Source organism: Vibrio sp. NH-UV-68 (assembly GCF_042940635.1).
In the GTDB taxonomy this organism is placed as follows: domain Bacteria; phylum Pseudomonadota; class Gammaproteobacteria; order Enterobacterales; family Vibrionaceae; genus Vibrio; species Vibrio pacinii.
Window position 1 is genome coordinate 1,414,868 of record NZ_CP134976.1, and the last position, 26,746, is coordinate 1,441,613.

Consider the following 26,746-nt stretch of genomic DNA (forward strand, 5'->3'; position numbering starts at 1 on the left):
AAGCGTTTGGAATCACCCTTAAACGCTTTGTTATACGAATTTTTCCGCCAGTTCCCTTGTCATAAAGTGACTATGTGGATCAACTTCATAATCAGCGAACGGTTCGCAATATATGAACCCAAATTTCTCATAAAGGCTTCGAGCTGGTTGGAAGAACTCTTGAGTGCCTGTTTCCAAACTAACTTTCTGATAACCATTATCGATGGCTGCATTCAAAACATGAGTTAGAAGCTTTGTGGCAACACCTGACTTACGAGAAGAACTAGAAGTTCTCATTGATTTCAATTCAATATGAATGGGGGTTAGTTGTTTCACCGCAAGACAACCTTGCAATTCTCCACCAAGCCAGCCACTGAAAAACGTAATTTCTGATGATTTCAATGCGTCAACATCTAGAGCGTGAACACTTTCTGAAGGTGAAGTGGCATACATATCTGCTAGGTGCTCTTCGAGAAGCTGAATAACTTCACCACCTGATAGATCGTCTATTTTGATTTCCATATTCCGAATTTTCCTTATTCGTATAACGCCCAATTAAGTAGCCCGAAACGCACTGGCTCACTTTCCGCATTGCTCGGCAACACCAAACTCGACGCAAACCAAAAGTGCTAAGCGTTGAGGGTCTGCTTGAATTGTTTGTTATGTTTTACCACAAATGACTGATTTATTTGGCAAAGAACTGCTTTGTTGACCACGTTTCAAGAAGTCAGTCACATGCCAAACCTTACTTGGCCGCCAGATGCACGAAACACCAAGCGCGTAAGTCCACTTCCCTGCCCAATGAGGCAACCCGACTTCGCCTCAACAAGCGCCCTCTCTTTCCAACCACAGCGCAGAACAATGGCAAATTGCCGAGGCAACTGCCAAGCCGACATGCTACTTGGCAAATACCCTGAAAGCGCCTTAAAGCCAGTGAAACTTAAAACCAGCCACCACGACCTGCAAATGAAGCAACCCACGAATATTGGCATGTTTTACGGGCTGAGAAATTCAAGAATTTAGGACGACAATGTAGATTTGCTGAAGAAACTGGAACGAATAGCCAAGGGACAAAGAACATAGATCTAAGAAAAGCCTTAAGCCACTGAAATACAAGTAAACATAACGCCCAATTAAGGGGTGAGCAACGCTACCACCCGACCTAAAGCATTGTACCGTAAACACTAAAATTGAAGTAGAAGCAAAAATGCCAAGCGTTGGGAATCCCTCTTAAATTGTTTGTTATATGCGTGCTAATTGATACCAAAGTCTTTAGATAGGGTCTTCATTAATGACTGATTTGCAGAAATAAGCTTTTCTTTATCATATCCACTTTCGAATGAGTCTAGAAAGCTATCCTGCCAGCTATCAAGCCCCTGATAACGATCAACTTGCGCGATGATTCCAGCATCTTTCCCATGTCCACGATATGCTTTAAAACACACCTTAATGAACTGTTGGTATGAGGTGAAGGCCTCTTTAGACCAATAAGGCTGTGTCGAATGAAATGTTTTATCTACTTTTCGTTTGCAATCGAGGATGTCACTAGGCTTGTAATCCTTCCAATCACCAACCCTTAGTATGTATGAATAGATGATATTAATATCATCTTGTACTGACGCATAAATTGCAGCTCGTTTTTCAATAATCGAATGATCTAGCTGTAGCCGACTCTTGATCTTTTCCAAACGATTATTGACCCAGAAACCAGTTAATACAATCACTAACAACGGCATAACTGCTGATATTAGAGGTGCATATTTCAGCAAAGACTCCATTAAGGAAACTCCATATTATATATATTCTGCCCAAAGCATATAACGCCACGTTAAGTAGTGAGCAACATTACCACCTAACCTAAACCATTGTGCCGTAAACACTAAATTCAAAGCAAACCATAAATGCCTAGCGTTGCGAATCTGCCTTAAACGCTTTGTTAGTTGCCATTCTAAACCTTTGATTTCCCGTTCATTTCGACTTTGCCAACACCGTTTTTAAGCGCTTTGAAAAACTCAAATCAGGCGCAGTTTCAAAGCGCCTGTCACTGAAACCACTTGGAACTAGCAACGACGTAGAAAGCTGGCTGAAAACACCAAATAGATCTTTTGGAAAGGCAATGTCACAAAGCTAAATTTCCACGAGTAAATTAACGTCTGAAACGGCAAAACAAAACCACAACATTAAAAGTCGAACACAATTTCAGCAAACCACAACCAGACAAAAATCGAGCAAAACTGAAAATTTCATTAGCCCTAAATTTTCTGCCTTAGATGCGTTTTTCCGCTGGCAACTAACGCCCAATTAAGGGGTGAACAACGCCCCCACCCAAACCTAAAACATTGTGCCATAAACACTAAATTTGAAGTAGAAGCAAAAGTGCCGAGCGTTGTGAATCCCTCTTAAATTGCTTGTTATGTGCACTTCTCAGCCAAATCATTCAGCTAAAGCTTTGACAGCTAGCTCTTTATAGGTCTCTGAAACACAATTGTATAAGCCCGTGTAATCATAAAATGTCCCAATGCCAGCCAGTTGGTTTAGCTTGTCACCAATACTTTTTATGTTGTTTTCCAATGATTCGAACTCATTTAGCGGAGAGCAAATATTCAAAGCCATACGCCCATAACCCGGTGACATAGCTTGCTTGCTAACGAAGGTAACAATCTTTCGCTCATTTAGTGTTTGCTCTGCAAAACACGACTCCGAACCAGCGCATAGTTCGTTTAACATGGCAGAATGATATAGAGATTTCATTACGCATATATTTGCGTAAGGGTGCTGATTACAGTGGCTCTGTATTTCTTGGCAGGAGTCTCCGTGACAGTAAACCTTAAGCTTAGCTTCAAAATCTTCTTCAATAGAGTCAATAAGCTCCCTTTTAACACCTGACTCTTTTGCGATGCTATCCTTGCGTTCGTTTAAGCTATCAGCCATAGCGCAATCAACGTGAATAAAAGTAAGAATAAGTAATAAATAGAATTTCATTTGTACCCTCGTATCCATTCGTGCACATAACGCCGCGTTAAGGGGTGAACAACGCCAACCACCTAACCCTAAACCATTGTGCCGTAATCACTTAAACCGATTCAAACTAAAAATGCCAAGCGTTGAGAATCCCTCTTAAACGCTTTGTTATGGCTTACAACTCACGAATGACCTACAAGATTAACCGACTGTTTTAGATGAACTTAACACGTTCATCTAAGCACTCATTAGAACCCATTTCGAATTCGCGGCATATCCAAGGACGATTTTCATAAATTGTGCACATTAGAGTGTCTCTATCTAAAGCCGCACACCAACCATCATTTAATCGCATCATTGTTTCACCACCATACTGATCACGTGCGATGAACTCTTCAGGCACGCCAGTATCCGAGATAATCATAACTTCAAGACGGCAGCAGCAAGCTTTGCAGTTTGAGCAAGATACATTTGAGGAAGAAGGTGTATTAGTTGGTATAAGCATAAGTAACTACAGTTTAGTCAATTGTGCATGATACCGTAATTTGATGTGAACAACCTTCATTTCTGAGATTGCGGACCTTGTGAGCCATAACGCCGCGTTAAGTGGTGAGCAACGCCAGCCACTAAACCTAAACTATTTACCTTAGACACTTAACCTGACTGGAACTGAAATCGCCACGCGTTGTGAATCCGTCTTAAACGCTTTGTTAGGCTAATTCTGCCTGAAGTTATTGAATACATGTTTGGCCTTGTTGTAAATAAAACTTAGAACCACACCGACAACGACGAACAGGGCAAAGTCGATAACAGCTAGTTTAAGACTGAATGGATCTGAAAACAGGTTATAGGTGAACCCCATTTGTGAACCGATAAATTTGGCTAAAAAAACTGTAGCAATGATTAGAAGTATATTCATTTGTTACCTGCTAAATTGACTTGAATTAGAGTTCTACAACACATACTACTTTTGCTCACATCTCGGGCAAGAAAACAGGTCTCGATTTCTCTTGAAATGGGGATGAAATATGAATTTCACCATGATTAGCCTAACGCCCAATTAAGGGGTGAACAACGCCTACACCCAAACCTAAGGCATTGTGCCATAAACACTAAATTTGAAGTAGAAGCAAAAATGCCAAGCGTTGTGAATCCCTCTTAAATTGCTTGTTAGTAGCGATGCTGAAACTAACTTTCCACTTTGTTTAGCAGACCATTTTCAGCTAGTGCTCTTACGGTCATTGTATGCTGATCCTGTGCTGCAGCTTGGATAAACGCTGCAATTATTGTAGCTCGGGCGTCTTCTGATACTGGAAGATGCTCTGTTGCATCTATAGCTTGCTTAAGCCAAATTTCCGCAGTGTCACCTGCTTGTCTCATAAGAGTTTCTGCTTCAACCATGTTGTTTTCCTTTCGTTATTGTTTGAATTTGTGTCTTGTATTGAGATTTAGCTACTAACGCCCAATTAAGGGGTGAACAACGCCGCTACCTAAACCTAAAGCATTGTGCCAGAAACACTAAATTTGAAGTAAAAGCAAAAATGCCAAGCGTTGTGAATCCCTCTTAAATTGCTTGTTAGGAATTTGTGCGTTTGAATTTTATAGTCTCAGTAACATGCACATCCTCTTGCTCTCCTTGACTAAGCAACTTACCTGACAGCATTAAAGCGTTATCTTCGGTCTTTAGCTTAAAAAGAAGCGAAAAAGAGTCGACGTGATATTTTGATTGAGGAAATGCGGTCGCGACAAAATAACTATCCTTTATTCTTCCCGTTACTGCGTAACTGTCAGTTTCACCATCCGTGTTATGTCGGTATACACCTGAGATATCATCACCTTTTTGAGAAAGCTCCAGAGAAAGCCTTGTCTCGTTAATTTCAAACTCCCACTTCCCATCAACTCTAGCACCACGATAAACCCTATCATTGAATGTAGGGATTACAATCCTACGGAAAACTTCAGCAGCGATAATAAATATGACTGTCGCAATCAAACTACTTGCAATACCAAATACCAATGTTTCTGTAACGCTCAACGTCAATTCCTCCCTCATCATTTGATATAATTCCTAACGCCCAATTAAGTAGCCCGAAACGTCCTGGCTGACTTTCCGCATAACACCGTAAACACGAATTTCAACGCAAACCAAAAGTGCTAAGCGTTGAGGGTCTGCTTGAATTGTTTGTTATGTTTTACCACAAATGACTGATTTACTTGGCAAAGAACTGCATTCTTGACCTTATTTCAAGAAGTGAATCACAAGCTCAAACTCACTTGGCTGCCAAAGGCACGAAACACAAAGCGCGTAAATCCACTTCCCTGCCCAATGAGGCAACCCGACTTGGCCTCAACAAGCGCCCTCTCTTTCCAACCACAGCGCAGAACAATGGCAAATTGCCGAGGCAACTGCCAAGCTAGCATGCTACTTGGCAAATACACTCAAAGCGACTTAGAGCCAGCGGCACTTAAAACCAGCCGTCACGATCTGAAAATGAAGCAACCCACGAATATTGGCATATTTTACAGGTTGAGAGATTCAAGAATTTAGGCCGACAATGCGGATTTGCTGAAGTACTCGAACGAACTGCCCAAGGGACAAAGAACATAGATCGAAGAAACTTTAAGCCACTGAAATACAAGTAAACATAACGCCCAATTAAGGTGCGACAACGCTATAACACCCAAGCTAAACCATTGCACCGTAAACACAAAATTCAAACCGGAGTGAAATCGCCAAGCGTTGGGAGTCACTCTTAAATTGTTTGTTATAAGCGTACTAACGTTTTCCAATAATCATAAAGACCATCGATATTTGAAGAGCACATTAAGCTTATAGCTCCCTTAACTTGTTCATCGCTCCATTCCCACCACTTCATTTCTAACAACTGAGATATCTCAGCCTCTGTGAACCTGTAACGTATATGTTTCGCTGGGTTTGAGCCGACTATTGAATACGGAGCGACATCCTTGGTAACGACTGCGCGACTTGCGATAATTGCACCATCGCCGACAGATACACCACTCATAATCATCGCTTCAGTGCCAATCCATACATCATTACCAATAACCGTGTCACCCGAACGCTCAAAACCATCTTTAGCATCCGCGAAATTTTCATTGTCTTGATAGAAAAATGGAAATGTACTGACCCAGTTATTTTGATGTCCTTGATTCCCTGCCATCATAAATACAGCACCAGAACCAATTGAGCAGTAACTTCCGATAATTAACTTATCAATATCAGTTCTATCCGGTAGCAAGTAACGAGCACAATCATCGAAACTATGATTATGATAATAACCAGAATAGTAGCTATGTTCACCCACAATGATATTTGGGTTCGTAACCTGTTCTTTCAACGATTTACCCACAAAAGGGCTTTCAAAATAGTTATTCAATTTTATTCCTCTTGGAAGCTTATAACGCCCAATTAAGGTGTGAAGCACGCTACCACTACACTCAATTTAGCCACCGTAATCACTGAACTTAACCCCAACCAAAAATGCCAAGCGTGCTGAATCACTCTTAAATTGTTTGTTATGAACGTGGTCGAGAAAAGAGAAATTTATAATAAAACTCTCGGCAATCTGAAATTGTACACTGCAGTCGCCCTTGTTCTAGCTCACTTAAACAGCTATCGAGAACAGCAAGCACCAGAGTTTGGAACGCCTTTAGGTTTATTAAAGTAATATGGTTAGTTAAGTCATCATCATATACGCCATTCCAAGGTACGGTCGGCCTTTGTATAACTACGTTAGTATCCGTTGCCATCCGGAATATTACATCAGTACCTGTATTTTGATTTCGGCTTGTCAGACTGCCATCATGGAATAATCCATGACGAAGAGTGACCAAATCTTCTATTTCATCAGCAACCATCGTCGTGAAAGATTGCAATGCCCTCTTTATACCATTTGTCGCCCTTGGGTTATTACCTTGAATATGATACAAGCTACCAATTTGGTCTAGAATGGCAAATGAAGTCATTAAAGGAACATATTGAGCGGTACGCTTATTGATAAATGAAGCGGATAACGTTTGAGTTAAGTCATGTAAGCATGACGTTAAATAACGTCCATTTATCGACACAACTTCATCCCGATACTGCAAATGAATTACATTCAACTCTTGAATAGTGAGTTGTTCGAGGTTTTTTCCTACCAAATAATTATATTGGTCCATACCATTCATGCTTGCTAAATTCATTTTTTACCTTATAAGTTCATAACGCCGCGTTAAGTGGTGAACAACGCAACCACCCAACCTAAACCATTGTGCCGTAAACACTAAAGCTGATTCAAACCAAAACTGCCAAGCGTTGTGAATCCGTCTTAAACGCTTTGTTAGGCTAATTCTTACCAACGAAGACTTTAGCTTTGCCATATAAAAACGTCAGCACAAAATATACCGAGAGATACAAGGTAAAGTCGAACAGCGCGAGCTTGAAATTAAATGGGTCTGAAATGATATTGTAAGTCAGACCGATTTGCATACCTATGTACTTAGCTATTAAGACTGTGCTGAAGAAGATTATGATTTTCATTGAGTTACCATACGCCCATTAGAAACAAAGGTTATAAAACCATAATATTTTCGTACGATAAACAATCTCACTGCCCACTAGCAAATTTTGCGACTAACAAATCAATTCTGTGGAAGTTAGCCTAACGCCCTGTTAAGGTGTGAGCAACGCAATACCAATGCTTCCGCATACCACCTTAAACACTAAACGCAACGCATAGTAAAAATGCCACGCGTTGCGAATCACTCTTAAACAGATTGTTATGTAACAATTATTCCACTTTAGCTACAGTTTCTAGTGGCACTGCTTTTGTAGTGTTAATAAAATCTAATTCACTAGCTTCCTCAGAGGTCATGTAGTAAACATCCAACGGATACTCCAAACTAATTGGAAAAAGTATACTCTTTATCAATAACAGTTCATCGTAACAAGTATAGATAACCAAGATATCTATATCGTTTGGAAACCTCTCATACAACGCTGAGCCAAAAATATATACGTCTATAGATAAACTCTGCTGTCGTAGAGCTTTCTTAAGTGAAAGGAAGAACGGATGTAGATCTACCACGCTCGATTTAACTGACCTAAAAGTTCTCCCCAAGACAAAATCCTTACACCAGCACTTTCTGCTGCGATCTCACAGTTTCCTGTTCGTCGACAATTTGGGTTGGATGTTAAGATTGCGTCAAACTCGACATACCTTTCGATACCAGACCTGACAGACTCAGCTGTAAAGTCGTAATCATTTAAGGCTAGTATAATTACACTATCAAGACCCGCTCTCTGAATCCTAAATCGACGATTATCTAGTCTTTCTAACCCTGTGACTCTAGTGTGCTGAGATAACCCTCGAATAATAAAAGACATTTCTGCACTAATATAAGTTGAAATATTGCGGTCATTCAGAGCACTAAAAATATCTCCCAGCCCACCAACTGCAAAACCAGCGCTAGAACCAAGTTCAAGTAGCTGCCCATCAATATAAGCGTCTTTCTTAATATTCAACAGAAAGTCTAACTGCTCGATATCTACACCTGAAACAGATTCTAGTGTTGAACGCTCTTCCGACTTTACGAAGACAATGAAATCATCACCTTTAACATTGGTAATTTGGATCAAACCATCTTCTAATTCCGTCACACTTTCAACTTTATCGTGACCGTTTAGTTTTTCAATACACCAACTATTTAGACTCATGACTCACTCCAAAATACTTAAAATTTTAGCTGGAAACATCGTTCCATTACTTTTAGTTAATCCAGTATGTTTCGCTGAAAAATCGTCCACATGTTGTTTGTACTCAGAAAATGCCTCCAACTCCCACTCCAATAGCAAGTGTTGATTATCGCTGATTAATTGAACAATTTTAGCATTGTTTGGAAGAATAAATTCTTGAATTTTTCTAAGCCAAAGTTCGGGCATTTCACTTTCAGGGTTAAATCGTTCTTCAGTCATAGGTCCATAGGTATCGAAGACTTTTTTGTTTTCGATAAAATATGGCAAGACAGATTCTTTAACAGTTTTTCTTGTCGCTACTAATTCTTCACTTTCAATTTCCGTCTTTTCTGATAACTGCTTTATTAACTCTAAGACTTCTTCTTTATTAAGCCCATTATGAATATTGATATCACCATCGGCCATATAGTTGACAGAGTGGTCTCCTGCGGATTGTTTTTTATTTGTTATCATCTTTCTTACCGATGTTAATGTCTCTGTCAGCCATATAATTGTTGGAATCATTCCCTGCTCGTTGCTTTTTATTAACTCCATTTTTAACAAAAAACAAAGTTAAAACAAATACCCCTATTCCACTGAAAACCCACTCAACATTATCCATTGACCATTTAACTACTTGATTAACAATTTCCATAAAACCTCTCTTGTTATATAACGCCGCGTTAAGTAGTGAGCAACGCTACCACCCAACTTAGACCATTACACCGTAAACACTAAAACCAACATTGAACTGAGAGTACCAAGCGTTGGGAATCTGCCTTAAACGCTTTGTTATGCTACCTTTTCGCCATTGGATGGTCTGGGTTTAATTGAAGGAGATCCCATAAGTTTCCATACAAGTCTTCAAACACTGCTACCGTTCCATAGTCTTGTTCAGCTGGCTCTCGGACAAAGTTAATACCAATAGATTTCATGCGCTCAAAGTCACGCCAGAAATCGTCAGTATTTAAGAACAGAAATACTCGACCACCTGCTTGATTGCCAATGAAATCTTGCTGCTCTGGCTTCGAGGCTTTGGCAAGTAACAACGTAACACCATGAGAATTTGGTGGAGCTACAACCACCCAACGTTTATCTTGTTCAGGTTGATAAATATCTTCAATAAGCTCAAATTTGAGTTTGTTTACGTAAAAATCAATTGCTTCATCATAATCTTTTACAACCAAGGCAATATGGACAATGTTCTGTTTCATAGCATTCCTTATTTAAGATCTCGCCCGGTAGCATAACGCCGCGTTAAGTAGTGAGCAACATTACCACCTAACCTAAATCATTGTGCCGTAGACACTAAATTCAAAGCAAACCGAAAATGCGTAGCGTTGCGAATCTGCCTTAAACGCCTTGTTAGTTGCCATTCTAAACCTCTGATTTCCAATTTATTTCCACTTTGCCGACACCGTTTTTGAGCGCTTTGAAAAACTCAAATCAGGCGCAGTTTCAAAGTGCCTGTCACTGAAACCACTTGGAATTAGCAACGCCGTAGAAAGCTGACTGAAAACACTAAAAAGACCTTTTGGAGAGACAATGCCACAAAGCTGACTTTCAACGAGTAAATTGGCATCTGAAATGGCAAAACAAAACCACAACATTAAAAATCGAACACAATTTCAGCAAACCACAACCAGACAAAAATCGAGCAAAACTGAAAATTTCATTAGCCCTAAATTTTCTGCCTTAGATGCGTTTTTACCGCTGGCAACTAACGCCCTGTTAAGGTGTGAGCAACGCAATACCGCAGCTGCCGCATACCACCTTAAACACTAAACGCAACGCATAGCAAAAATGCCACGCGTTGCGAATCACTCTTAAACAGATTGTTATGTGTTTTAGCTACCAAGCAACGAGGCTACTAACTTTACTTGTGCTTCAAAGGCAGACTTCGCCGCCAAATATCTATCACGACTTTCTTCCATCAAACGTTCATGTAACGCATCTTGTCGAGGACTTCCGTCTCTTCGATTAACATCTCTTTCTAGATCAGAAAAGTATGATGATTTAACGGACTCAAATTGGTTGCTAAGATCGTTTAGTTTTTTTGTTTCTACATTTATATCCATGTTTCGATTCCAATTTATTTTAACACTTACAATACATTATCCTATTTATGCAATTGAGAGAACAACTTAGTTAGTAAGTAGATACCACACAAACCTCGAAGTCATGGTTTGACACATAACGCCTTGTTAAGGTGTGAGGCACGCAATACCGAAGCCTCCGCATACCACCTTAACCACTAAACTTGACGCATAGTAAAAATGCCACGCGTGCCGAATCACTCTTGAACAATTTGTTAGCAATATGTCGTTCAAAGGATAGGCTTAATTTCTACATCGTATTTCCACATAACTGCTTCGTCTTCTACTAACTCATAACTTGCACTTTGACCTTTTGAACTGAGTACAAGTATTGGCATGTCCATTTGATAACTAGCCTCAACTCGGCTACAAGACATTATTGCTTCAAGCTGTACGCTGTTTTCATGTTGTTCTGTCAGCTTTCCCACATAAGTACAGCCATCCACGAAACTCGTTCCACTTTGGTCAGTAGCAGAGACTTTAAATGCAGGGAAAACTAGTTTTGACTCTGGTTCTGTTACTGTCGCGTATATTTCATAACTAGCAGCTGCAAAAGCAGTGCTATGAATTCCCAGCATAAATACACATAGAATTTTTGATTTCATATGCCCTCGTTTTCTTGATATTGCTAACGCTGCGTTAAGGTGTGACAAGCGCTTGCCATACTTGAGCGAAGCGAAACCGGCAAGCGTTTGGAATCACTCTTAAACGCCTTGTTATGTGCCAGATATTAGACTAAGAAATCTAGCTCTTCTGACGCCTTCGTTGGTACGATTTCTGTCACTTCATAGTTGGCTAAACCTTCTCGGTGAAAAGGGTCTTGAGCGATTACGTCATTCAGCTTGTTTCGGTCGCCAATAGTGGAAATGATGACACCACCAGTTCTTGGTTCTTTGCGCCCGGATAAAATAAAATGACCTTTTGCATATTGCTCATTGAGATAGTCCACATGCTCAGGGATAAAAGCATCTACTTTCTCTAGAGGCACTTGATAAGTCAAAGAGATGATAAACATACATAATCCTTATATCTTTTACGCTGAAACACAGTGGCACATAACGCCGCGTTAAGTAGTGAGCAACGCTACCACCTAACCTAAACCATTGTGCCGTAAACACTAAAGCCGATTCAAACCAAAAGTGCCAAGCGTTGCGAATCTGCCTTAAACGCCTTGTTAGTTGCCATTCTAAACCTTTGATTTCCAATCCATTACCACTTTGCCAACACCGTTCTTGAGCGTTTTAAAAACTCAAATCAGGCGCAGTTTCAAAGCGACTGTCACTGAAACCACTTGGAACTAGCAACGCCGCAGAAAGCTGGCTGAAAGCCCCCAAAAAGACCTTTTGGAAAGGCAATGCCACAAAGCTGACTTTCAACGAGTAAATTAGCGTCTGAAACGGCAAAACAAAACCACAACATTAAAAATCGATTACAACTTCAGCAAACCACACTCAGATACAAAACTGAGCACAATTGCACAATTCATTAGCCTTAATTTTTCTGCTTTAGCTGCGTTTTTTCCACTGGCAACTAACGCTGCGTTAAGGTGTGACAAGCGCTTGCCACACTGTGAGCGAAGCGAAACCGGCAAGCGTTTGGAATCACTCTTAAACGCTTTGTTATATTTTTATTTATAGACGACCCTGAAGCGCTCTAAAACCAACAGCATATCCTCTGTTGGCTTTATACCAAGTTCGTCGCACTCTAAGCTAAAAAATTTCCAGTGGGCTTCTCGCCACCAATTTAATGACTTGTCACCCTCGCCTTCTTCTGCTGCAAACTCCGCTGTAACATCGTTATATTTACATTTATTGACTGAGGTAAGTTCAATAATACAAACTGGTTTGCCGTCCCAGTTAGTCACCACTTGAAGATGACCAACTTCTGGCATGGGTTCGCCTTCATGACTGTACCAGTACTCCAAACTGCAAGAAGCACGTTTTTCTCCACGCAGTATTAAGTCGGCACAGACATTGGCGTTGTACTCATCTGCGCAGAAATAGTCAGCACTGAAAGAGGTATGTTTTTTCGCAATCTCACTAGGTAAGGAGCTTAGATACTCGTTCAAATAAGTCTGACTTCTTTCTTCCATAAACTTGAATCCCAATTAAAAATATAACGCTGCGTTAAGGTGTGACAAGCGCTTGCCACACTTGAGCGAAGCGAAACCGGCAAGCGTTTGGAATCACTCTTAAACGCTTTGTTAGGTGCGTTTTTAAAGGTTCACCACTAATTTACCTTGGTTTACTTCTCTAATACTGAGACACTTGGCCCGCAAATTACATTAGGCAAAATAATATGAAACTTTTAGTTCGCAATCTAGCACGTACCATCACTGAACACGAAGTTCGTGTACTATTCTCTGCTCACGGTAAAGTCACCGAGTGCAACTTGGTTCTAGACCAAGAAACAGGTTTATCAAAAGGTTTCGCGTTTGTCGAAATGCCAGATGACAAAGAAGCAAAAGTTGCTATCCAAAACCTAAACCTTTCAAACGTTGCTAAAAGCATCATTCGAGTAAAACGCGCTCAAAACTAAACTCAAAAAGCCAGTAGTTAACTTCTGCTGGCAGTTTTCCGCTTAAGCACCTAACGCCGCGTTAAGTAGTGAGCAACATTGCCACCAAACCTAAACCATTGTGCCGTAAACACTAAATTCAAAGCAAACTGAAAATGCCTAGCGTTGCGAATCTGCCTTAAACGCTTTGTTAGTTGCCATTCTTAACCTTTGATTTCCAAGTTTATTTCCACTTTGCCAACACCGTTTTTGAGTGCTTTGAAAAACTTAAATCAGGCGCAGTTTCAAAGCGCCTGTCACTGAAACCACTTGGAACTTACAACGCCGTAGATAACTGCCTAAAAGCACCAAAAAGACCTTTTGGAAAGACAATGTCACAAAGCTGACTTTCAACAAGTGAATTAGCGTCTGAAACGGCAAAACAAAACCACAAGATTAAAATAGAACACAATTTAAGCAAACCACACCCAGATACAAAACCGAGCACAATTGCACAATTCATTAGCCTTAATTTTTCTGCTTTAGCTGCGTTTTTTCCGTTGGCAACTAACGCCGCGTTAAGTAGTGAGCAACATTACCACCTAACCTAAACCATTGTGCCGTAAACACTAAATTCAAAGCAAACTGAAAATGCCTAGCGTTGCGAATCTGCCTTAAACGCCTTGTTAGTTGCCATTCTTAACCTTTGATTTCCCGTTCATTTCCACTTTGCCAACACCGTTTTCGAGCGTGTTGAAAAACTCAAATCAGGCGCAGTGTTAAAGCGCCTGTCACTGAAACCACTTGGAACTTACAACGTCGTAGAAAGCTGGCCAAAAACACCCAACAAACCTTTTGGAAAGGCAATGCCACAAAGCTGACTTTCAACGAGTACATTCGCGTCTGAAACGGCAAAACAAAACCACAACATTAAAAATCGGACACAATTTCATCAAACAACACACCCAGACACAAAACAGAGCAAAATTGCACGATTCATTAGCCCTAAGTTTTCCGATTTAGCTACCTTTTTACCGCTGGCAACTAACGCCCAATTAAGTTGTGAGCAACGCTGCCACCTTACCCGAACACTTCACCTTAATCACTAAACCAACTGAAACCGGAAATGCCGAGCGTTGCGAATCAGCTTGAATTGCTTGTTAAGTTTCATTTTCACTAATCCACTCTTTGGCTGCATCTAGCTGCTCTTTGACCCATTCAGGGTTATATACTTGAAACTGTACAATATTTGGATTAGCTAGCTCAAATGTTGGCTTTATTAGTTGAGCCCCCATTGTTCCCGCTATATCAAAAAATGCTTGAGCTACTTTCTCCCAAGCCATAGCGACTAGTTGTACCAATTCATCATCAGGAAATTGCTCTAGCTTCCACTCTCTTTTCACGCAAGTGTATTCACCGCCACCATCTTCTTCAGTGTACAAAATACCTAGAAAATCTTTGTCTTTGGCAGCATAGTAAATGTATTTCTTGATAGCTTCCTCACTATCCCGAAGTGGATCAATCGGCATTCCCATACCCAACTTCAACCCTTTACCTCGGGTAAACCCTACCGTCCCGCTACTAGCAGGTTTTAACATAGACTTATGAACCACAATGTCTCTCTGTTTATACAGGTAGTTGATTAAAGGATCTTTAGATAATTCTGCCTTCTTTTCGGCAACCAACTTTGAAAGCTGTTTGTTACCTTGAACTTCCATAGTCACAAGTTGCATAACTTCTTTTAGTGTTCTTAGGAAGGAATTGAGTGACCATCTAAAGCGGTCTGCACAATGGTAATTCTCTTCCATGAGCCTAATGAACCATGAAGCTTCGTCGATACGATCAAAAGACGATGATAGAGACTCAAAGATTTCTTTATTTGGACAGTTCTTCATATTTGCCTCTGGAAACTTAACGCCCAATTAAGGTGTGAGCAACGCTACCACGAAACTCAACCATACCCACGTAAACACAAAACCCAACGATGGAATGAAAAGTGCCAAGCGTTGGGAATCACTCTTAAATTGTTTGTTAGCCTAACTTTTAGAAAGACGGCCCTCCGAAGTCCATGCCTCTCTCACGCTCACGCTTTGCTGCTAATTTTTGTGTTGCACTAAGCTTAGGCTCTAGAGTCAATCCATGATCTAAACCGAACTCATAAAGGTTCATACAACGAGTGATTTCCTTATTTTTGTTTATGCCAGCAACAAAGGAGTAACTACCTGTGCTCACTCCCGATTGACCGGAACTAGTTGCTTTTTGCTTCGTTAGTATTTTTAGGTATTCCACAAACTCTTCCTTGGGTATACCTGAAGTTAAGACTTTCTCTACATTGTTTACTGGCTCGGCAGAAAAATAAGTTCTACCTCTAAGTCCAAATTCGCCCTGATTTACCGCGCCATAAATAATGAAATGATGCGAATCTCTTGAAGACAATTCAATGAAAGCTGAACTGTAATCCTTAAACTTTTTCTCTTCGCTTTTTACGGCTAAGTGATCAACTTTAAACTCAATAATTATCCAGTTTTCGTGATTTCCTAAAAAAGTATCGCCGGCCAACTCATGCTTACCATCCAGAGGAGATAAGATCGCATCCATTGGGACGAACTTTTGTATAAAGAAATATTCAACCGTTTTTTCCCACCACTTCATGATAACTCCTTTTGTTTGGCTAACGCTGCGTTAAGGTGTGACAAGCGCTTGCCATACTTGAGCGAAGCGAAACCGGCAAGCGTTTGGAATCACTCTTAAACGCTTTGTTAGCTGAATTTTTCCATAACAAAGTTCTGCAGTTTTTGACCACGAACTTCTATCGCTTGCTCTTTCACAACCTTAAAACCAAATTTTTCGTAGAAAGGTCGAGCTGTAATACTAACCTCAGAACAATACTTGGCAATACCACGTGCTTTCCCAACTTTTAAAACGTGCTCCATAAGACAACGAGCAACACCCTTGCCTTGGTAGTCATGATGACAAAAGAAATGATCGATTAAACCACTTTCTTGAAGGTCAGCATAACCAACAATGACACCCTCTATTTCTGCAATAAAAGGTGAAATAGCGTTCAGTTTATTTTTCCAGATCTCGCGGTCAAAATTATCTGGTGCCCAAGCCTCAACTTGCTCTTGGGAATAGTCTCGTCGATTCACGTTACGAACCGTATGATAAAAAAGTTCCCATAACTCACTTGCGTCAGATTCTTCGTATTTTCTAATTTTGATCATGCTACTTGCACCAATATTCAGCTAACGCCGCATTAAGATGTGAGCGGCGCTTGGCTATACTTGAGCGAAGCGAAACTGCCAAGCGTTGCGAATCACTCTTAAATGCTTTGTTAGGGCACAGTTCTCAAAGATTGCCACCTTACTAACCAGCCCTTTGAATTTACACGATTTTCAAACGTTTCTCGTGACCTTTTAGGATTATGTGTGACACAGTAACCAAATAAGGATTCGTACCCAAAAGCTGCAATACATTCATAGCTACCAGGTGCGACTTGTCGAATGGCAACAGCTGTCTCTTGTTCTGGCCAATAACTCATAGCATCAAGGGAGCTTGTGTAAGGTAAATCGCCATTTCGAGTATGCATGAGTGCTTGGTTACGAACTTGCCAGTTAATTTCTGGCATTAGCTGCTTGAGCTGAGATTCATACTGTAAATATGCTTTAGGGTCGTTCTCGTCAGGAGCAAAGTAAATAACATCCGCATCGTTCAATGGTGTCGCCACATCAAAACCATGCAGTGCATCCCAAACAAGATTACGAACGAAACCAGCTGCAATATAGCATTGAGGCAAGCCCAATTTAGAGACGTACTCTAAGGCTTTGACTCTAACTGGATCTTGTTTGATTAATTCTACGATTCTGTCCATTTCCGCCCTGTGCCCTAACGCCGCGTTAAGTAGTGAGCAACATTGCCACCTGACCTAAACCATTGTGCCGTAAACACTAAATTCAAAGCAAACCGAAAATGCCTAGCGTTGCGAATCTGCCTTAAACGCCTTGTTAGTTGCCATTCTAAACCTCTGATTTCCCGTTCATTTCCACTTTGCCAACACCGTTCTTGAGCGATTTAAAAACTCAAATCAGGCGCAGTTTCAAAGCGACTGTCACTGAAACCACTTGGAACTAGCAACGCCGTAGAAAGCTGGCTGAAAGCCCCCAAAAAGACCTTTTGGAAAGGCAATGCCACAAAGCTGACTTTCAACGAGTAAATTAGCGTCTGAAACGGCAAAAACAAAGCCACAATATTAAAAATCGAACGCAACTTCAGCACACCACACCCAGACACAAAACTGAGCAAATTTGCACAATTCATTAGCCTTAAACTTTCTGCTTTAGCTGCGTTTTTACCACTGGCAACTAACGCCGCGTTAAGTGGTGAACAACGCTAACCACCTAACCTAAACCATTGTACCTTAAACACTTAACCTAACTGGAACTGAAATCGCCAAGCGTTGTGAATCCGCCTTAAACGCTTTGTTATGCGTTTACTCAAAGACTTCGTAATGACGCTCAACGTCCACAGTTACCTTACCCCAATGGGAAGCTTTAACTCTTTGCTGATGTTGCTCGAAAGCAACTTTATCCGTGAACTCTTCGTAAACATCAAAACGGAGAGTGTTTTCTGGATTTTCAGTGACACTAAAGGTAATACAACCGGGTTCTTCGAGAGTAAGACGTTTATGGTGTTCCAACTCACTTTTCACTAACTCAAGATCTAGCTCAGGAACTAGAATAAAGCCTTTCAATGTTACTTTTGACATAAATTTCCTCGAAACGCATAACGCCGCGTTAAGTAGTGAGCAACATTACCACCTAACCTAAACCATTGTGCCGTAAACACTAAATTCAAAGCAAACCAAAAATGCCTAGCGTTGCGAATCTGCCTTAAACGCTTTGTTAGTTGCCATTCTAAATCTTTGATTTTCAGTTTATTTCCACTTTGCCAACACCGTTTTTGAGCGCTTTGAAAAACTCAAATCAGGCGCCGTTTCAAAGCGCCTGTCACTGAAACCACTTGGAATTAGCAACGCCGTAGAACGCTGACCAAAAGCACCCAAAAAACCTTTTGGAAAGGCAATGTCACAAAGCTGACTTTCAAGGTGTAAATCAGCGTTTGAAACGACAAAACAAAACCACAACATTAAAAGTCGAACACAATTTCAGCAAACCACACCGAGGCACAAAACCGACCAAAATTGCACAATTCATTTGCCCTAAGTTTTCTGATTTAGCTGCGTTTTTTCCGCTGGCAACTAACGCTGCGTTAAGTAGTGAGCAACATTGCCACCTAACCTAACCCATTGTGCCGTAAACACTAAACTCAAAGAAAACCCAAAATGCCCAACGTTGCGAATCTGCCTTAAACGCTTTGTTAGTTGCCATTCTAAACCTTTGATTTCCAGTTTATTTCCACTTTGCCAACACCGTTTTTGATGCGTTTTTAAAAACTCAAATCAGGCGCAGTTTCAAAGCGATTGTCACTGAAACCACTTGGAACTAGCAACGCCGTAGAAAGCTGGCTGAAAAGCACCAAAAAGACCTTTTGGAAAGACAATGCCACAAAGCTCACTTTCAACGAGTAAATTAGCGTCTGAAACGGCAAAACAAAACTACAATATTAAAAATCGAACACAACTTCAGCAAACCACACTCAGATACAAAACCGAGCACAATTGCACAATTCATTAGCCTTAATTTTTCTGCTTTAGCTGCGTTTTTTCCGCTGGCAACTAACGCTGCGTTAAGGTGTGACAAGCGTTTGCCATGCTTGAGCGGAGCGAAACCGGCAAGCGTTTGGAATCACCCTTAAACGCTTTGTTATATGTTTGGTTACACCTTGTCCGCAAAGTAGGCCATGATCTCTTCTGTAGTCATTTTCTTAGTTTCGTTGGCAAAGCAATAATAGCTCGGGCGCATGTCACTAAAATATTGCATATCCATTTCTAACCCTTCTAGGTTTGGAAATAAACCTACCGGCATATTGTACTCACCTGTTTCTTTGAATTTATAAAAAAGATGCGTTCCACACTCTGTACAGAAGCCTCGTGAGGCCCAAGAAGATGACTTGTACATTTTTACTTTATCTTCACCCTCTAGTTTCACTTGAGTGCCACATTTCACCGCAAAGAAAGGAGCCCCACCCCAAGTTCGGCACGATTGACAATGACAAACTGTAAACTTGGGATTGATGTTTTCTGCCGTAATTTTTACGGAACCACAAAGGCAGCTAGCCTCAGAATAAGACATTGAAATAACTCCTAAATTGATAAAAACATATAACGCCCAATTAAGGGGTGAACAACGCTACCACCCAACCTAAAACATTGTGCCATAAACACTAAATTTGAAGTAGAAGCAAAAGTGCCAAGCGTTGTGAATCCCTCTTAAATTGCTTGTTAGGCGAGACTTGCTATACCTATACCAATCCCTATAACTGCTAACAAAAACATGAGAGTTTGATGTTCTTGAAAGAAACGATTTGCGATTGATAAACGCGAAATTGATTGGGGTTCACTATTCTGCTCAAGGTAACAGTTATACCCAGTTTCAGATAAATAATACTTACCAGTATCTAGTTTTAAGTAACCTGATCTCACCATACCATTCAATAACGTTTGAGAAATACTCAAGTCGCTATATCGCCCCTGTTCAATTTTGGGCTTGTAATGCGTGATTAACTCTTTCGTATTTGCACTCTTCGAAATGAAGTCCCCGAGAACAAAAAAGGTTGCCAAGTTTGATGAATTTGTAAAACCTCTTCTCTCATATTTATTTCCTAGTGCAACAAGTACTTTGAATGCATTTTCATCACTCATAACCAAACTGTTTTCACTCGGTTTCATTCATCCTCCTAAGTCCACTGTATCGCCTAACGCCGCGTTAAGGGGTGAACAACGCCACCACCTAACCTAAACCATTGTGCCGTAAACACTAAAACTGAATCAAACTGAAAATGCCAAGCGTTGTGAATCCCTCTTAAACGCCTTGTTAGAGTTTTTTTACGTCTGGGTGCCTTGGTATAACATTATGCGCAATAATTAGACTAAACATATCATCCTGCGCGTCCTCTAAATCTATGTAATTAACCGCAAAACTGTTCAAGTATTGGGTCTATTACTTTATATATGAAATTTACAGCTTCAGTTCTTAAGTTTGCGCCGGGCAAAGCAAAGTGCTGAATAGTGTTTCTGAGTTTTCCAAAGTCTCGATATGTATCTAAATGAGGAAGCTTGTAGCCAGTAGAAGCCCATAATTTTTCTGGTAAATCCGCGTACTGATGCGTTTTGCCATTTTCAAATATATCTTGTACCGATAGCAACTCGCCACTAACAGAAGTAGATTTAGGGACATTAGAAAAAATTAGTAGTGGATGTTGTTTGGCTATTGCGGATTTAATCAGAAGTTCCGCGGCTTGTGCCGTTTGAAGTACACCAAACACCCCTTCATCAATTCTCGTATCATAACCAGTAAACAACACGTTCTTTTGAGCTTGAGCTAAAACACCAACTCCCAAATCGAACAAACGTTCGGACACATTTTCCATATCTGTATGCATGATTTCCTCAAAACTCTAACGCCCAATTAAGTTGTGAGCAACGTTGCCACCTTACTAAAACACTGCACCGTAATCACCAAACAAGTTGAAACCGAAAGCGCCGAGCGTTGCGAATCAGCTTAAATTGCTTGTTATGTGCGTACTACTTTAAGTGCTTAGGTAAAGAAATTGGAACCTTAAAAGCAATTCTAGAAGTTATGCTGTCCTTCGTGTCACCAGTTTTACTGAGCCCTAAACCCAGAACAGAAATCTTAGCGGAGCCACTCCCATTATCTTCTGTAGCGACTGCAACGTCGAACTCTACTGTTTGCATTAATGTTCTATTTTGAGCTTTGAGATGCTTAGTTGATTCTCCACTTGAAATTGGCATTTCATTTATAGACGCTCCAAACTCTGAAACTTCTTGTTGAGCTTGATGTACACCTTTGCAAATCATTATCAATGACTTAGCTACGAACTGGTCTAATTCCATACTTCACCTTACTTATCAATTTTCATCGAGCACATAACGCCCAATTAAGGGGTGAACAACGCTACCACCCACACCTAAAGCATTGTGCCATAAACACTAAATTTGAAGTAGAAGCAAAAATGCCAAGCGTTGTGAATCCCTCTTAAATTGCTTGTTATGTGAATTTTTACAGACGTATTGTACGAACTGGGTTGCTATTATTCCATGTTACGAATTTAGCCAACTCATCGGAATCAATATGACAAGGATCCCTGAAATAGATATTAATTCGTCCTTCAAGCTCTTCATGTGGCTCAACATCTACAATACTCCCTATTAAAGCAACACCTTTGGCATTCGTTAGTACCACAAAAGAAGAATCTCTAGCATTACTAATACTGGCTTTAAAGCCATGAGCTCTCAGCTTATATGTGCTTTCTTGAATACTATTTTTTTCTGTCAGGTCATCATTTAGCCGTACAACAACACAATTTTTATTACGCTCACCAAAAATAGGCTTCGCTAGTCGACGTTCAACCTCTGCCAACAAAGACTCTTTCCTTATTTTATTCACTCTTTTTCCTTTTCTACAATTACCATTTTGGGTAGGTATTACCAAATTCACATAACGCCGCATTAAGGTGTGAGCGGCGCTTGGCTATACTTGAGCGAAGCGAAACTGCCAAGCGTTGCGAATCACTCTTAAATGCTTTGTTATATGCCGCGCTTCAATGCTCTCGCGTTTCTTTAGGTTCCTGAAGCCTACTTCTTAGGTCAGATAGCTCTTCTTGCTGCTGGTTATAAATTATCAGTATTGATTCATAACGTTCTAAGTTAGTAGCTTCCAATTGTGAAACCGACCTTTCTGCTGCTAATTGCTGAGAGGCTAGATTACCGAGCTTGCTATCATAAACTTTGACTTTATCTACTAGCGCACTATTTTCTTGTCTGAGTGTATCTATTGTCAGACTAGACGAAACACTACCTACTATTTGCATAGCAAACCCCAGTATTAAAAGAAATAGTCCAAGCTTAGACCATCTTTTTACGATTCTTATTTGCTTTTTGGAATCCCTAACAATTTGTTCATAGTTATTACTGCCAGAAACCCATGCCTCTTCCATTACAGCATTGAATTCCGGATGATCTATTGTTGCAGTAATTCCGTACTTCCAAAGTAGCCCTGCCCCAACTATATCTAGAGCCAGTCCGATATAAGGAAAGTAATTTAATAAATCCATAGTCCCTCATGTTTCCCTAGGCATATAACGCTGCGTTAAGGTGTGACAAGCGTTTGCCATACTTGAGCGAAGCGAAACCGGCAAGCGTTTGGAATCACTCTTAAACGCCTTGTTATAACGAAGCTTCTTCATGTGCTTGTGCCTTAACTAGCCCGTTTACTGAACCTTTCTATGTTTAACGAAGGCAATAACCAAAGCCACTAACGCCAGTAGCTGAAAAAGCCAGAATAAAGGAATGAACCCAAATGGCTCAACTAAGAAGCCATTCTCGTCTACGTATGAACCGATGGTGTTATAAGCAATTAAACACAAAATACCGCTGATACAGAAAAGAACACTTATTTTATACTTACGGAGAAAATTCATCGGAGCCTCAACATTTGAATATCTAAAATTTTAGACATTTTGTAAGTGTACATGGTTCACTCTCAATAAACATGATCGGACAGACAAGTTATAACGCTGCGTTAAGTAGTGAGCAACATTGCCACCCAACTTAAGTCATTGTGCCATAAACACTAAATTCAAAGAAAACCAAAAATGCCTAGCGTTGCGAATCTGCCTTAAACGCTTTGTTAGTTGCCATTCTACACCTTTGATTTCCTGTTCATTTCCACTTTGCCAACACCGTTTTTGATGCGCTTTGAAAAACTCAAATCAGGCGCAGTTTTAAAGCGCCTGTCACTGAAACCACTTGGAACTTACACCGTCGCAGAAAGCTGACCAAAAACACCCAATAAACCTTTTGGAAAGGCAATGTCACAAGGCTGACTTTCAACAAGTACATTCGCGTCTGAAACGGCAAAACAAAACCACAACATTAACAACCAAACGAAACTTCAGCAAACCACAACCAGACAAAAATCGAGCAAAATTGCATAATTCATTAGCCCTAAATTTTCTGCCTTAGCTACGTTTTTCCCACTGGCAACTAACGCCCAATTAAGTAGCCCGAAACGCACTGGCTGACTTTCCGCATGACACCGTAAACACGAAATTCAACGCAAACCAAAAGTGCTAAGCGTTGAGGGTCTGCTTGAATTGTTTGTTATGTTTTACCACAAATGACTGATTTATTTGGCAAAGAACTGCTTTGTTGACCACATTTCAAGAAGTGAATCACAAGCTCACACTCACTTGACCGCCAAATGCACGAAACACCAAGCGCGTAAGTCCACTTCCCTGCCCAATGAGGCAACCCGACAAAGGTTCAACAAGCGCCCTCTCTTTCCAACCACAGCGCAGAACAATGGCAAATTGCCGAGGCAACTGCCAAGCCGACATGCTACTTGGCAAATACGCTGAAAGCGACTTAGAGCCAATGACATTTAAAGCCAACCGCCACGACCTGAAAATGAAGCAACCCACGAATATTGGCATGTTTTACGGGCTGAGAAATTCAAGAATTTAGGCCGACAATGCGGATTTTCTGAAGTAACTCGGACGAACTGCCAAAGGGACAAAGAACATAGATCGAAGAAGCTTTAAGCCACTGAAATACAAGTAAACATAACGCCGCGTTAAGTAGTGAGCAACATCACCACCTGACCTAAACCATTGTGCCATAAACACTAAATTCAAAGAAAACCAAAAATGCCTTGCGTTGCGAATCTGCCTTAAACGCTTTGTTAGTTGCCATTCTAAACCTCTGATTTCCCGTTCATTACCACTTTGCCAACACCGTTTTTGAGCGCTTTGAAAAACTCAAATCAGGCGCAGTTTCAAAGCGCCTGTCACTGAAACCACTTGGAATTAGCAACGCCGTAGAAAGCTGACTGAAAACACCAAAAAGACCTTTTGGAGAGACAATGTCACAAAGCTGACTTTCAACAAGTAAATTGGCATCTGAAATGGCAAAACAAAACCACAACATTAAAAATCGAACACAATTTCAGCAAACCACACCCAGATATAAAACCGAACAAAATTGCACATTTTATTAGCCTTATTTTTCTGATTTAGCTACGTTTTTTCCGCTGGCAACTAACGCCGCATTAAGGTGTGAGCGGCGCTTGGCTATACTTGAGCGAAGCGAAACTGCCAAGCGTTGCGAATCACTCTTAAATGCTTTGTTAGCAATTTATAGCAATGCAGCAAGAGCTGGCAAAAATGGACCTAAGACAGCTAAATGGTCGGCAGCTAATCCCATAAACTTTTGATATGCAGTTAAAATAGATCCACTTTTTGCACCTTCACGCATTTCCTCTGCAGCAGTAACTAGTGGTTCTTTGTTGTCAATCTCTGATGACTTGATTGCTTTGATAATGTCATCAAATAAGGCATCATTCACATGTATTTGTTGATTTACATTTTCCGACTGAACCGAAACATTACTATTCGAAACGTTAGAAATATGAACTGTACTGGTTTCTTTATCCACTGGTATACCGTTTTCGAGTTTATATAGATTTGTATTTTTTAGTAAGTTAATGGTTTGCCTTACTACCTTAGCAAGCTCAATTTGCTCTTTGAATGTGATAACCATTTGGTCAAATGCCCAACAGGATTGACCGTTTTGGTCTTTTGCTTCGTTTGCTTCTTTAAGCGTTTGCTCTAAACCGTCAAGATCATCAATCCATGTGCCATCAAAACGCTCTACTACAGCAGTTAACGTTGGGTATTTTGTAATATCAAAATTTATGGACTCTAATTCTCCAGACAAAAAGAGCTCCATATCGCGACCATCAGCGTAGACTCGCTCAATTTTACTCTTAACACTATGGTCTTTAATGGGCCAAACTAACTGCCCCCAGTCTTCTTGGTGCTTCAGGTGAGACCACCAATTATCCTTTCCGCGGAACTCTTCACCTATAGATATAAGTCTGCCAATTAACCCTGATACTTCTTCAAAATCGTTTCTAATTTTCAATTATGTTCTCCCTAGCCGAATTTAAATTGCTAACGCCCAATTAAGTAGCCCGAAACGCCCTGGCTCACTTTCCGCATGATGCCGTAAACACGAAATTCAACGCAAACCAAAAGTGCTAAGCGTTGAGGGTCTGCTTGAATTGTTTGTTATGTTTTACCACAACTGACTGATTTATTTGGCAAATAACTGCATTCTTGACCGCATTTCAAGAAGTGAATCACAAGCTCAAACTCACTTGGCCGCCAAAGGCACGAAACACAAAGCGCGTAAGTCCACTTCCCTGCCCAATGAGGCAACCCGACAAACGTTAAATAAGCGCCCTCTCTTTCCAACCATAGCGCAGAACAATGGCAAATTGCCGAGGCAACTGCCAAGCCGAAATGCAACTTGGCAAATACGCTGAAAGCGCCTTAAAGCCAGTGAAACTTAAAACCAGCCACCACGACCTGTAAATGAAGCAACCCACGAATATTGGCATGTTTTACAGGTTGAGAGATTCAAGAATTTAGGCCGACAATGCGGATTTGCTGAAGTAACTCGAACGAATGGCTAAAGGGGCAAAGAACATAGATCGAAGAATCTTTAAGCCACTGAAATACAAGTAAACATAACGCCGCGTTAAGTAGTGAGCAACGCCACCACATAATCTAAGCCATTGCGCCATAAACACAAAAACCACTTGAAACCAAAGTCGCCGAGCGTTGCGAATCTGTCTTAAACGCTTTGTTATATGTATTATATCGGGAAACTAAAATCTCTCGGTACAGGATTACAATTTCCATGTAAATGGATATCTGTTCCCCCACCATCAGGATATGCTACCAATACAACAGACAAAGCAGTTCGCTTGTCAGGCATTGGGGATTCTTCATTATGGTACACCCATACTTCATAGAACTCAGGTGATTCATACGATACTATTCGAGTATCAATTAAGTCATTGGGCTTAAAACCACACTTAAGCTCAATTTCCTTATGTATATCTTTAAGAAGGAGAGCACTGCTTTTAGCAATCGTTTCTCCGGAGTCCCCTGCAGCTTGCATTGAATAAATTACAAAATCTTCGCTTTGTTTTTTTAACTTCAACCTGTACGGGAATTTAGATTCATCAAATTTGGAATTTACCATATTAACAGCCGCATAATTCGTTCCCGATGATGAGCACCCTGCAACTAAAGCAACTAACACCATCGCTACTGTTACAATCCTTATATTCATTCGTATACTCCCTTATTACATATAACGCCCAATTAAGTAGCCCGAAACGCACTGGCTCACTTTCCGCATTGCTCGGCAACACAAAACCCGACGCAAACCAAAATTGCCGAGCGTTGAGGGTCTGCTTGAATTGTTTGT

At 40.6% G+C, this 26,746-nt stretch carries 34 protein-coding genes; 1 reads left to right on the forward strand and 33 read right to left on the reverse strand.

The genetic code is table 11. The features are described from left to right. Window positions 1-30: 30 nt before the first annotated feature. The 18 genes from ViNHUV68_RS20705 to ViNHUV68_RS20790 all read right to left on the reverse strand — a co-directional run bounded on the left by ViNHUV68_RS20705 (window position 31) and on the right by ViNHUV68_RS20790 (window position 12,865). Window positions 31-501 carry a GNAT family N-acetyltransferase gene (locus ViNHUV68_RS20705; protein ID WP_391091102.1) on the reverse strand — a complete coding sequence of 157 codons (471 nt, stop codon included), beginning with the start codon at window positions 499-501 and terminating at the stop codon, window positions 31-33. Window positions 502-1,232: 731 nt separating this feature from the next. Beyond that, a complete protein-coding gene (locus ViNHUV68_RS20710; protein ID WP_391091104.1) occupies window positions 1,233-1,757 on the reverse strand; it encodes a hypothetical protein in 525 nt (174 codons plus the stop codon). A gap of 655 nt (window positions 1,758-2,412) precedes the next feature. Further along, complete coding sequence (locus ViNHUV68_RS20715) at window positions 2,413-2,961, reverse strand: hypothetical protein (protein WP_391091106.1); 549 nt, start codon at window positions 2,959-2,961, stop codon at window positions 2,413-2,415. A 193-nt stretch (window positions 2,962-3,154) separates the two neighbouring features. Further along, the gene (locus ViNHUV68_RS20720; protein WP_079751593.1) at window positions 3,155-3,445 is read right to left on the reverse strand and encodes a YkgJ family cysteine cluster protein; all 291 of its coding nucleotides are present in this window, start codon (window positions 3,443-3,445) and stop codon (window positions 3,155-3,157) included. 210 nt (window positions 3,446-3,655) lie between these two features. Continuing rightward, window positions 3,656-3,859: a hypothetical protein gene (locus tag ViNHUV68_RS20725; RefSeq protein WP_391091108.1), complete on the reverse strand. Its 204-nt coding sequence runs from the start codon at window positions 3,857-3,859 to the stop codon at window positions 3,656-3,658. Window positions 3,860-4,128: 269 nt separating this feature from the next. Continuing rightward, complete coding sequence (locus ViNHUV68_RS20730) at window positions 4,129-4,341, reverse strand: hypothetical protein (RefSeq protein ID WP_045628752.1); 213 nt, start codon at window positions 4,339-4,341, stop codon at window positions 4,129-4,131. 175 nt (window positions 4,342-4,516) lie between these two features. Further along, window positions 4,517-4,975 carry a hypothetical protein gene (locus ViNHUV68_RS20735; protein WP_391091110.1) on the reverse strand — a complete coding sequence of 153 codons (459 nt, stop codon included), beginning with the start codon at window positions 4,973-4,975 and terminating at the stop codon, window positions 4,517-4,519. A 730-nt stretch (window positions 4,976-5,705) separates the two neighbouring features. Further along, on the reverse strand, window positions 5,706-6,338 hold the full coding sequence (gene catB / locus ViNHUV68_RS20740; protein WP_391091112.1) for a type B chloramphenicol O-acetyltransferase: 633 nt from the start codon (window positions 6,336-6,338) through the stop codon (window positions 5,706-5,708). 139 nt (window positions 6,339-6,477) lie between these two features. Beyond that, window positions 6,478-7,146 carry a hypothetical protein gene (locus ViNHUV68_RS20745; protein ID WP_391091114.1) on the reverse strand — a complete coding sequence of 223 codons (669 nt, stop codon included), beginning with the start codon at window positions 7,144-7,146 and terminating at the stop codon, window positions 6,478-6,480. Window positions 7,147-7,288: 142 nt separating this feature from the next. Beyond that, complete coding sequence (locus ViNHUV68_RS20750; protein WP_391091116.1) at window positions 7,289-7,483, reverse strand: hypothetical protein; 195 nt, start codon at window positions 7,481-7,483, stop codon at window positions 7,289-7,291. Between the two features lie 540 nt (window positions 7,484-8,023). Beyond that, entirely contained in the window at window positions 8,024-8,659 is a 636-nt protein-coding gene (locus tag ViNHUV68_RS20755) for a hypothetical protein (protein ID WP_391091118.1), read from the reverse strand. A 3-nt stretch (window positions 8,660-8,662) separates the two neighbouring features. Then, window positions 8,663-9,151 carry a hypothetical protein gene (locus ViNHUV68_RS20760; RefSeq protein ID WP_391091120.1) on the reverse strand — a complete coding sequence of 163 codons (489 nt, stop codon included), beginning with the start codon at window positions 9,149-9,151 and terminating at the stop codon, window positions 8,663-8,665. After that, the gene (locus ViNHUV68_RS20765) at window positions 9,138-9,332 is read right to left on the reverse strand and encodes a hypothetical protein (protein WP_193295187.1); all 195 of its coding nucleotides are present in this window, start codon (window positions 9,330-9,332) and stop codon (window positions 9,138-9,140) included. The genes ViNHUV68_RS20760 and ViNHUV68_RS20765 overlap by 14 nt, the downstream gene beginning before the upstream one ends. A gap of 142 nt (window positions 9,333-9,474) precedes the next feature. After that, window positions 9,475-9,891, reverse strand: a complete 417-nt coding sequence (locus ViNHUV68_RS20770) for a VOC family protein (protein WP_391091122.1) — start codon at window positions 9,889-9,891, stop codon at window positions 9,475-9,477. Window positions 9,892-10,524: 633 nt separating this feature from the next. After that, window positions 10,525-10,755, reverse strand: coding sequence for a hypothetical protein (locus tag ViNHUV68_RS20775; RefSeq protein ID WP_391091124.1), 231 nt, complete (start codon window positions 10,753-10,755; stop codon window positions 10,525-10,527). 248 nt (window positions 10,756-11,003) lie between these two features. Continuing rightward, window positions 11,004-11,378, reverse strand: coding sequence for a hypothetical protein (locus ViNHUV68_RS20780; protein ID WP_391091126.1), 375 nt, complete (start codon window positions 11,376-11,378; stop codon window positions 11,004-11,006). A 125-nt stretch (window positions 11,379-11,503) separates the two neighbouring features. After that, the gene (locus ViNHUV68_RS20785; protein WP_391091128.1) at window positions 11,504-11,788 is read right to left on the reverse strand and encodes a YciI family protein; all 285 of its coding nucleotides are present in this window, start codon (window positions 11,786-11,788) and stop codon (window positions 11,504-11,506) included. A gap of 612 nt (window positions 11,789-12,400) precedes the next feature. Continuing rightward, a complete protein-coding gene (locus ViNHUV68_RS20790) occupies window positions 12,401-12,865 on the reverse strand; it encodes an ASCH domain-containing protein (protein ID WP_391091130.1) in 465 nt (154 codons plus the stop codon). A gap of 206 nt (window positions 12,866-13,071) precedes the next feature. Between ViNHUV68_RS20790 and ViNHUV68_RS20795 the strand changes: the two genes are divergently transcribed. Then, window positions 13,072-13,311, forward strand: coding sequence for an RNA recognition motif containing protein (locus ViNHUV68_RS20795; protein ID WP_038176295.1), 240 nt, complete (start codon window positions 13,072-13,074; stop codon window positions 13,309-13,311). A 1,118-nt stretch (window positions 13,312-14,429) separates the two neighbouring features. On the opposite strand, the gene ViNHUV68_RS20800 is transcribed toward ViNHUV68_RS20795, so the two are convergent. The 15 genes from ViNHUV68_RS20800 to ViNHUV68_RS20870 form a co-directional block, all read right to left on the reverse strand. Then, window positions 14,430-15,164 (reverse strand): hypothetical protein, encoded by a 735-nt coding sequence (locus ViNHUV68_RS20800; RefSeq protein WP_391091132.1) that lies wholly within the window; start codon window positions 15,162-15,164, stop codon window positions 14,430-14,432. Window positions 15,165-15,312: 148 nt separating this feature from the next. Beyond that, window positions 15,313-15,921 carry a hypothetical protein gene (locus ViNHUV68_RS20805; RefSeq protein WP_391091134.1) on the reverse strand — a complete coding sequence of 203 codons (609 nt, stop codon included), beginning with the start codon at window positions 15,919-15,921 and terminating at the stop codon, window positions 15,313-15,315. A 107-nt stretch (window positions 15,922-16,028) separates the two neighbouring features. Next, the gene (locus ViNHUV68_RS20810; protein WP_391091014.1) at window positions 16,029-16,493 is read right to left on the reverse strand and encodes a GNAT family N-acetyltransferase; all 465 of its coding nucleotides are present in this window, start codon (window positions 16,491-16,493) and stop codon (window positions 16,029-16,031) included. A 110-nt stretch (window positions 16,494-16,603) separates the two neighbouring features. Then, entirely contained in the window at window positions 16,604-17,140 is a 537-nt protein-coding gene (locus ViNHUV68_RS20815; protein WP_391091136.1) for a nucleotidyltransferase family protein, read from the reverse strand. 618 nt (window positions 17,141-17,758) lie between these two features. Further along, window positions 17,759-18,034, reverse strand: a complete 276-nt coding sequence (locus tag ViNHUV68_RS20820) for an antibiotic biosynthesis monooxygenase (RefSeq protein WP_391091010.1) — start codon at window positions 18,032-18,034, stop codon at window positions 17,759-17,761. Window positions 18,035-19,103: 1,069 nt separating this feature from the next. After that, window positions 19,104-19,520: a GFA family protein gene (locus ViNHUV68_RS20825; protein ID WP_391091138.1), complete on the reverse strand. Its 417-nt coding sequence runs from the start codon at window positions 19,518-19,520 to the stop codon at window positions 19,104-19,106. 149 nt (window positions 19,521-19,669) lie between these two features. After that, window positions 19,670-20,116: a hypothetical protein gene (locus ViNHUV68_RS20830; RefSeq protein ID WP_391091140.1), complete on the reverse strand. Its 447-nt coding sequence runs from the start codon at window positions 20,114-20,116 to the stop codon at window positions 19,670-19,672. Window positions 20,117-20,355: 239 nt separating this feature from the next. Next, the gene (locus ViNHUV68_RS20835) at window positions 20,356-20,829 is read right to left on the reverse strand and encodes a hypothetical protein (protein ID WP_391091142.1); all 474 of its coding nucleotides are present in this window, start codon (window positions 20,827-20,829) and stop codon (window positions 20,356-20,358) included. 142 nt (window positions 20,830-20,971) lie between these two features. Next, the gene (locus ViNHUV68_RS20840) at window positions 20,972-21,301 is read right to left on the reverse strand and encodes a hypothetical protein (protein WP_391091144.1); all 330 of its coding nucleotides are present in this window, start codon (window positions 21,299-21,301) and stop codon (window positions 20,972-20,974) included. Window positions 21,302-21,467: 166 nt separating this feature from the next. Next, a complete protein-coding gene (locus ViNHUV68_RS20845) occupies window positions 21,468-21,854 on the reverse strand; it encodes a hypothetical protein (protein ID WP_391091146.1) in 387 nt (128 codons plus the stop codon). Between the two features lie 154 nt (window positions 21,855-22,008). Further along, window positions 22,009-22,521, reverse strand: coding sequence for a hypothetical protein (locus ViNHUV68_RS20850; RefSeq protein WP_391091148.1), 513 nt, complete (start codon window positions 22,519-22,521; stop codon window positions 22,009-22,011). A 156-nt stretch (window positions 22,522-22,677) separates the two neighbouring features. Then, window positions 22,678-22,887, reverse strand: a complete 210-nt coding sequence (locus ViNHUV68_RS20855; protein WP_086495604.1) for a DUF3955 domain-containing protein — start codon at window positions 22,885-22,887, stop codon at window positions 22,678-22,680. Between the two features lie 1,297 nt (window positions 22,888-24,184). Next, on the reverse strand, window positions 24,185-24,394 hold the full coding sequence (locus ViNHUV68_RS20860) for a hypothetical protein (RefSeq protein ID WP_391091149.1): 210 nt from the start codon (window positions 24,392-24,394) through the stop codon (window positions 24,185-24,187). Window positions 24,395-24,601: 207 nt separating this feature from the next. Then, window positions 24,602-25,390, reverse strand: coding sequence for a hypothetical protein (locus ViNHUV68_RS20865; protein WP_391091151.1), 789 nt, complete (start codon window positions 25,388-25,390; stop codon window positions 24,602-24,604). Window positions 25,391-26,125: 735 nt separating this feature from the next. Beyond that, window positions 26,126-26,608: a hypothetical protein gene (locus tag ViNHUV68_RS20870; protein WP_391091153.1), complete on the reverse strand. Its 483-nt coding sequence runs from the start codon at window positions 26,606-26,608 to the stop codon at window positions 26,126-26,128. Window positions 26,609-26,746 lie beyond the last annotated feature (138 nt).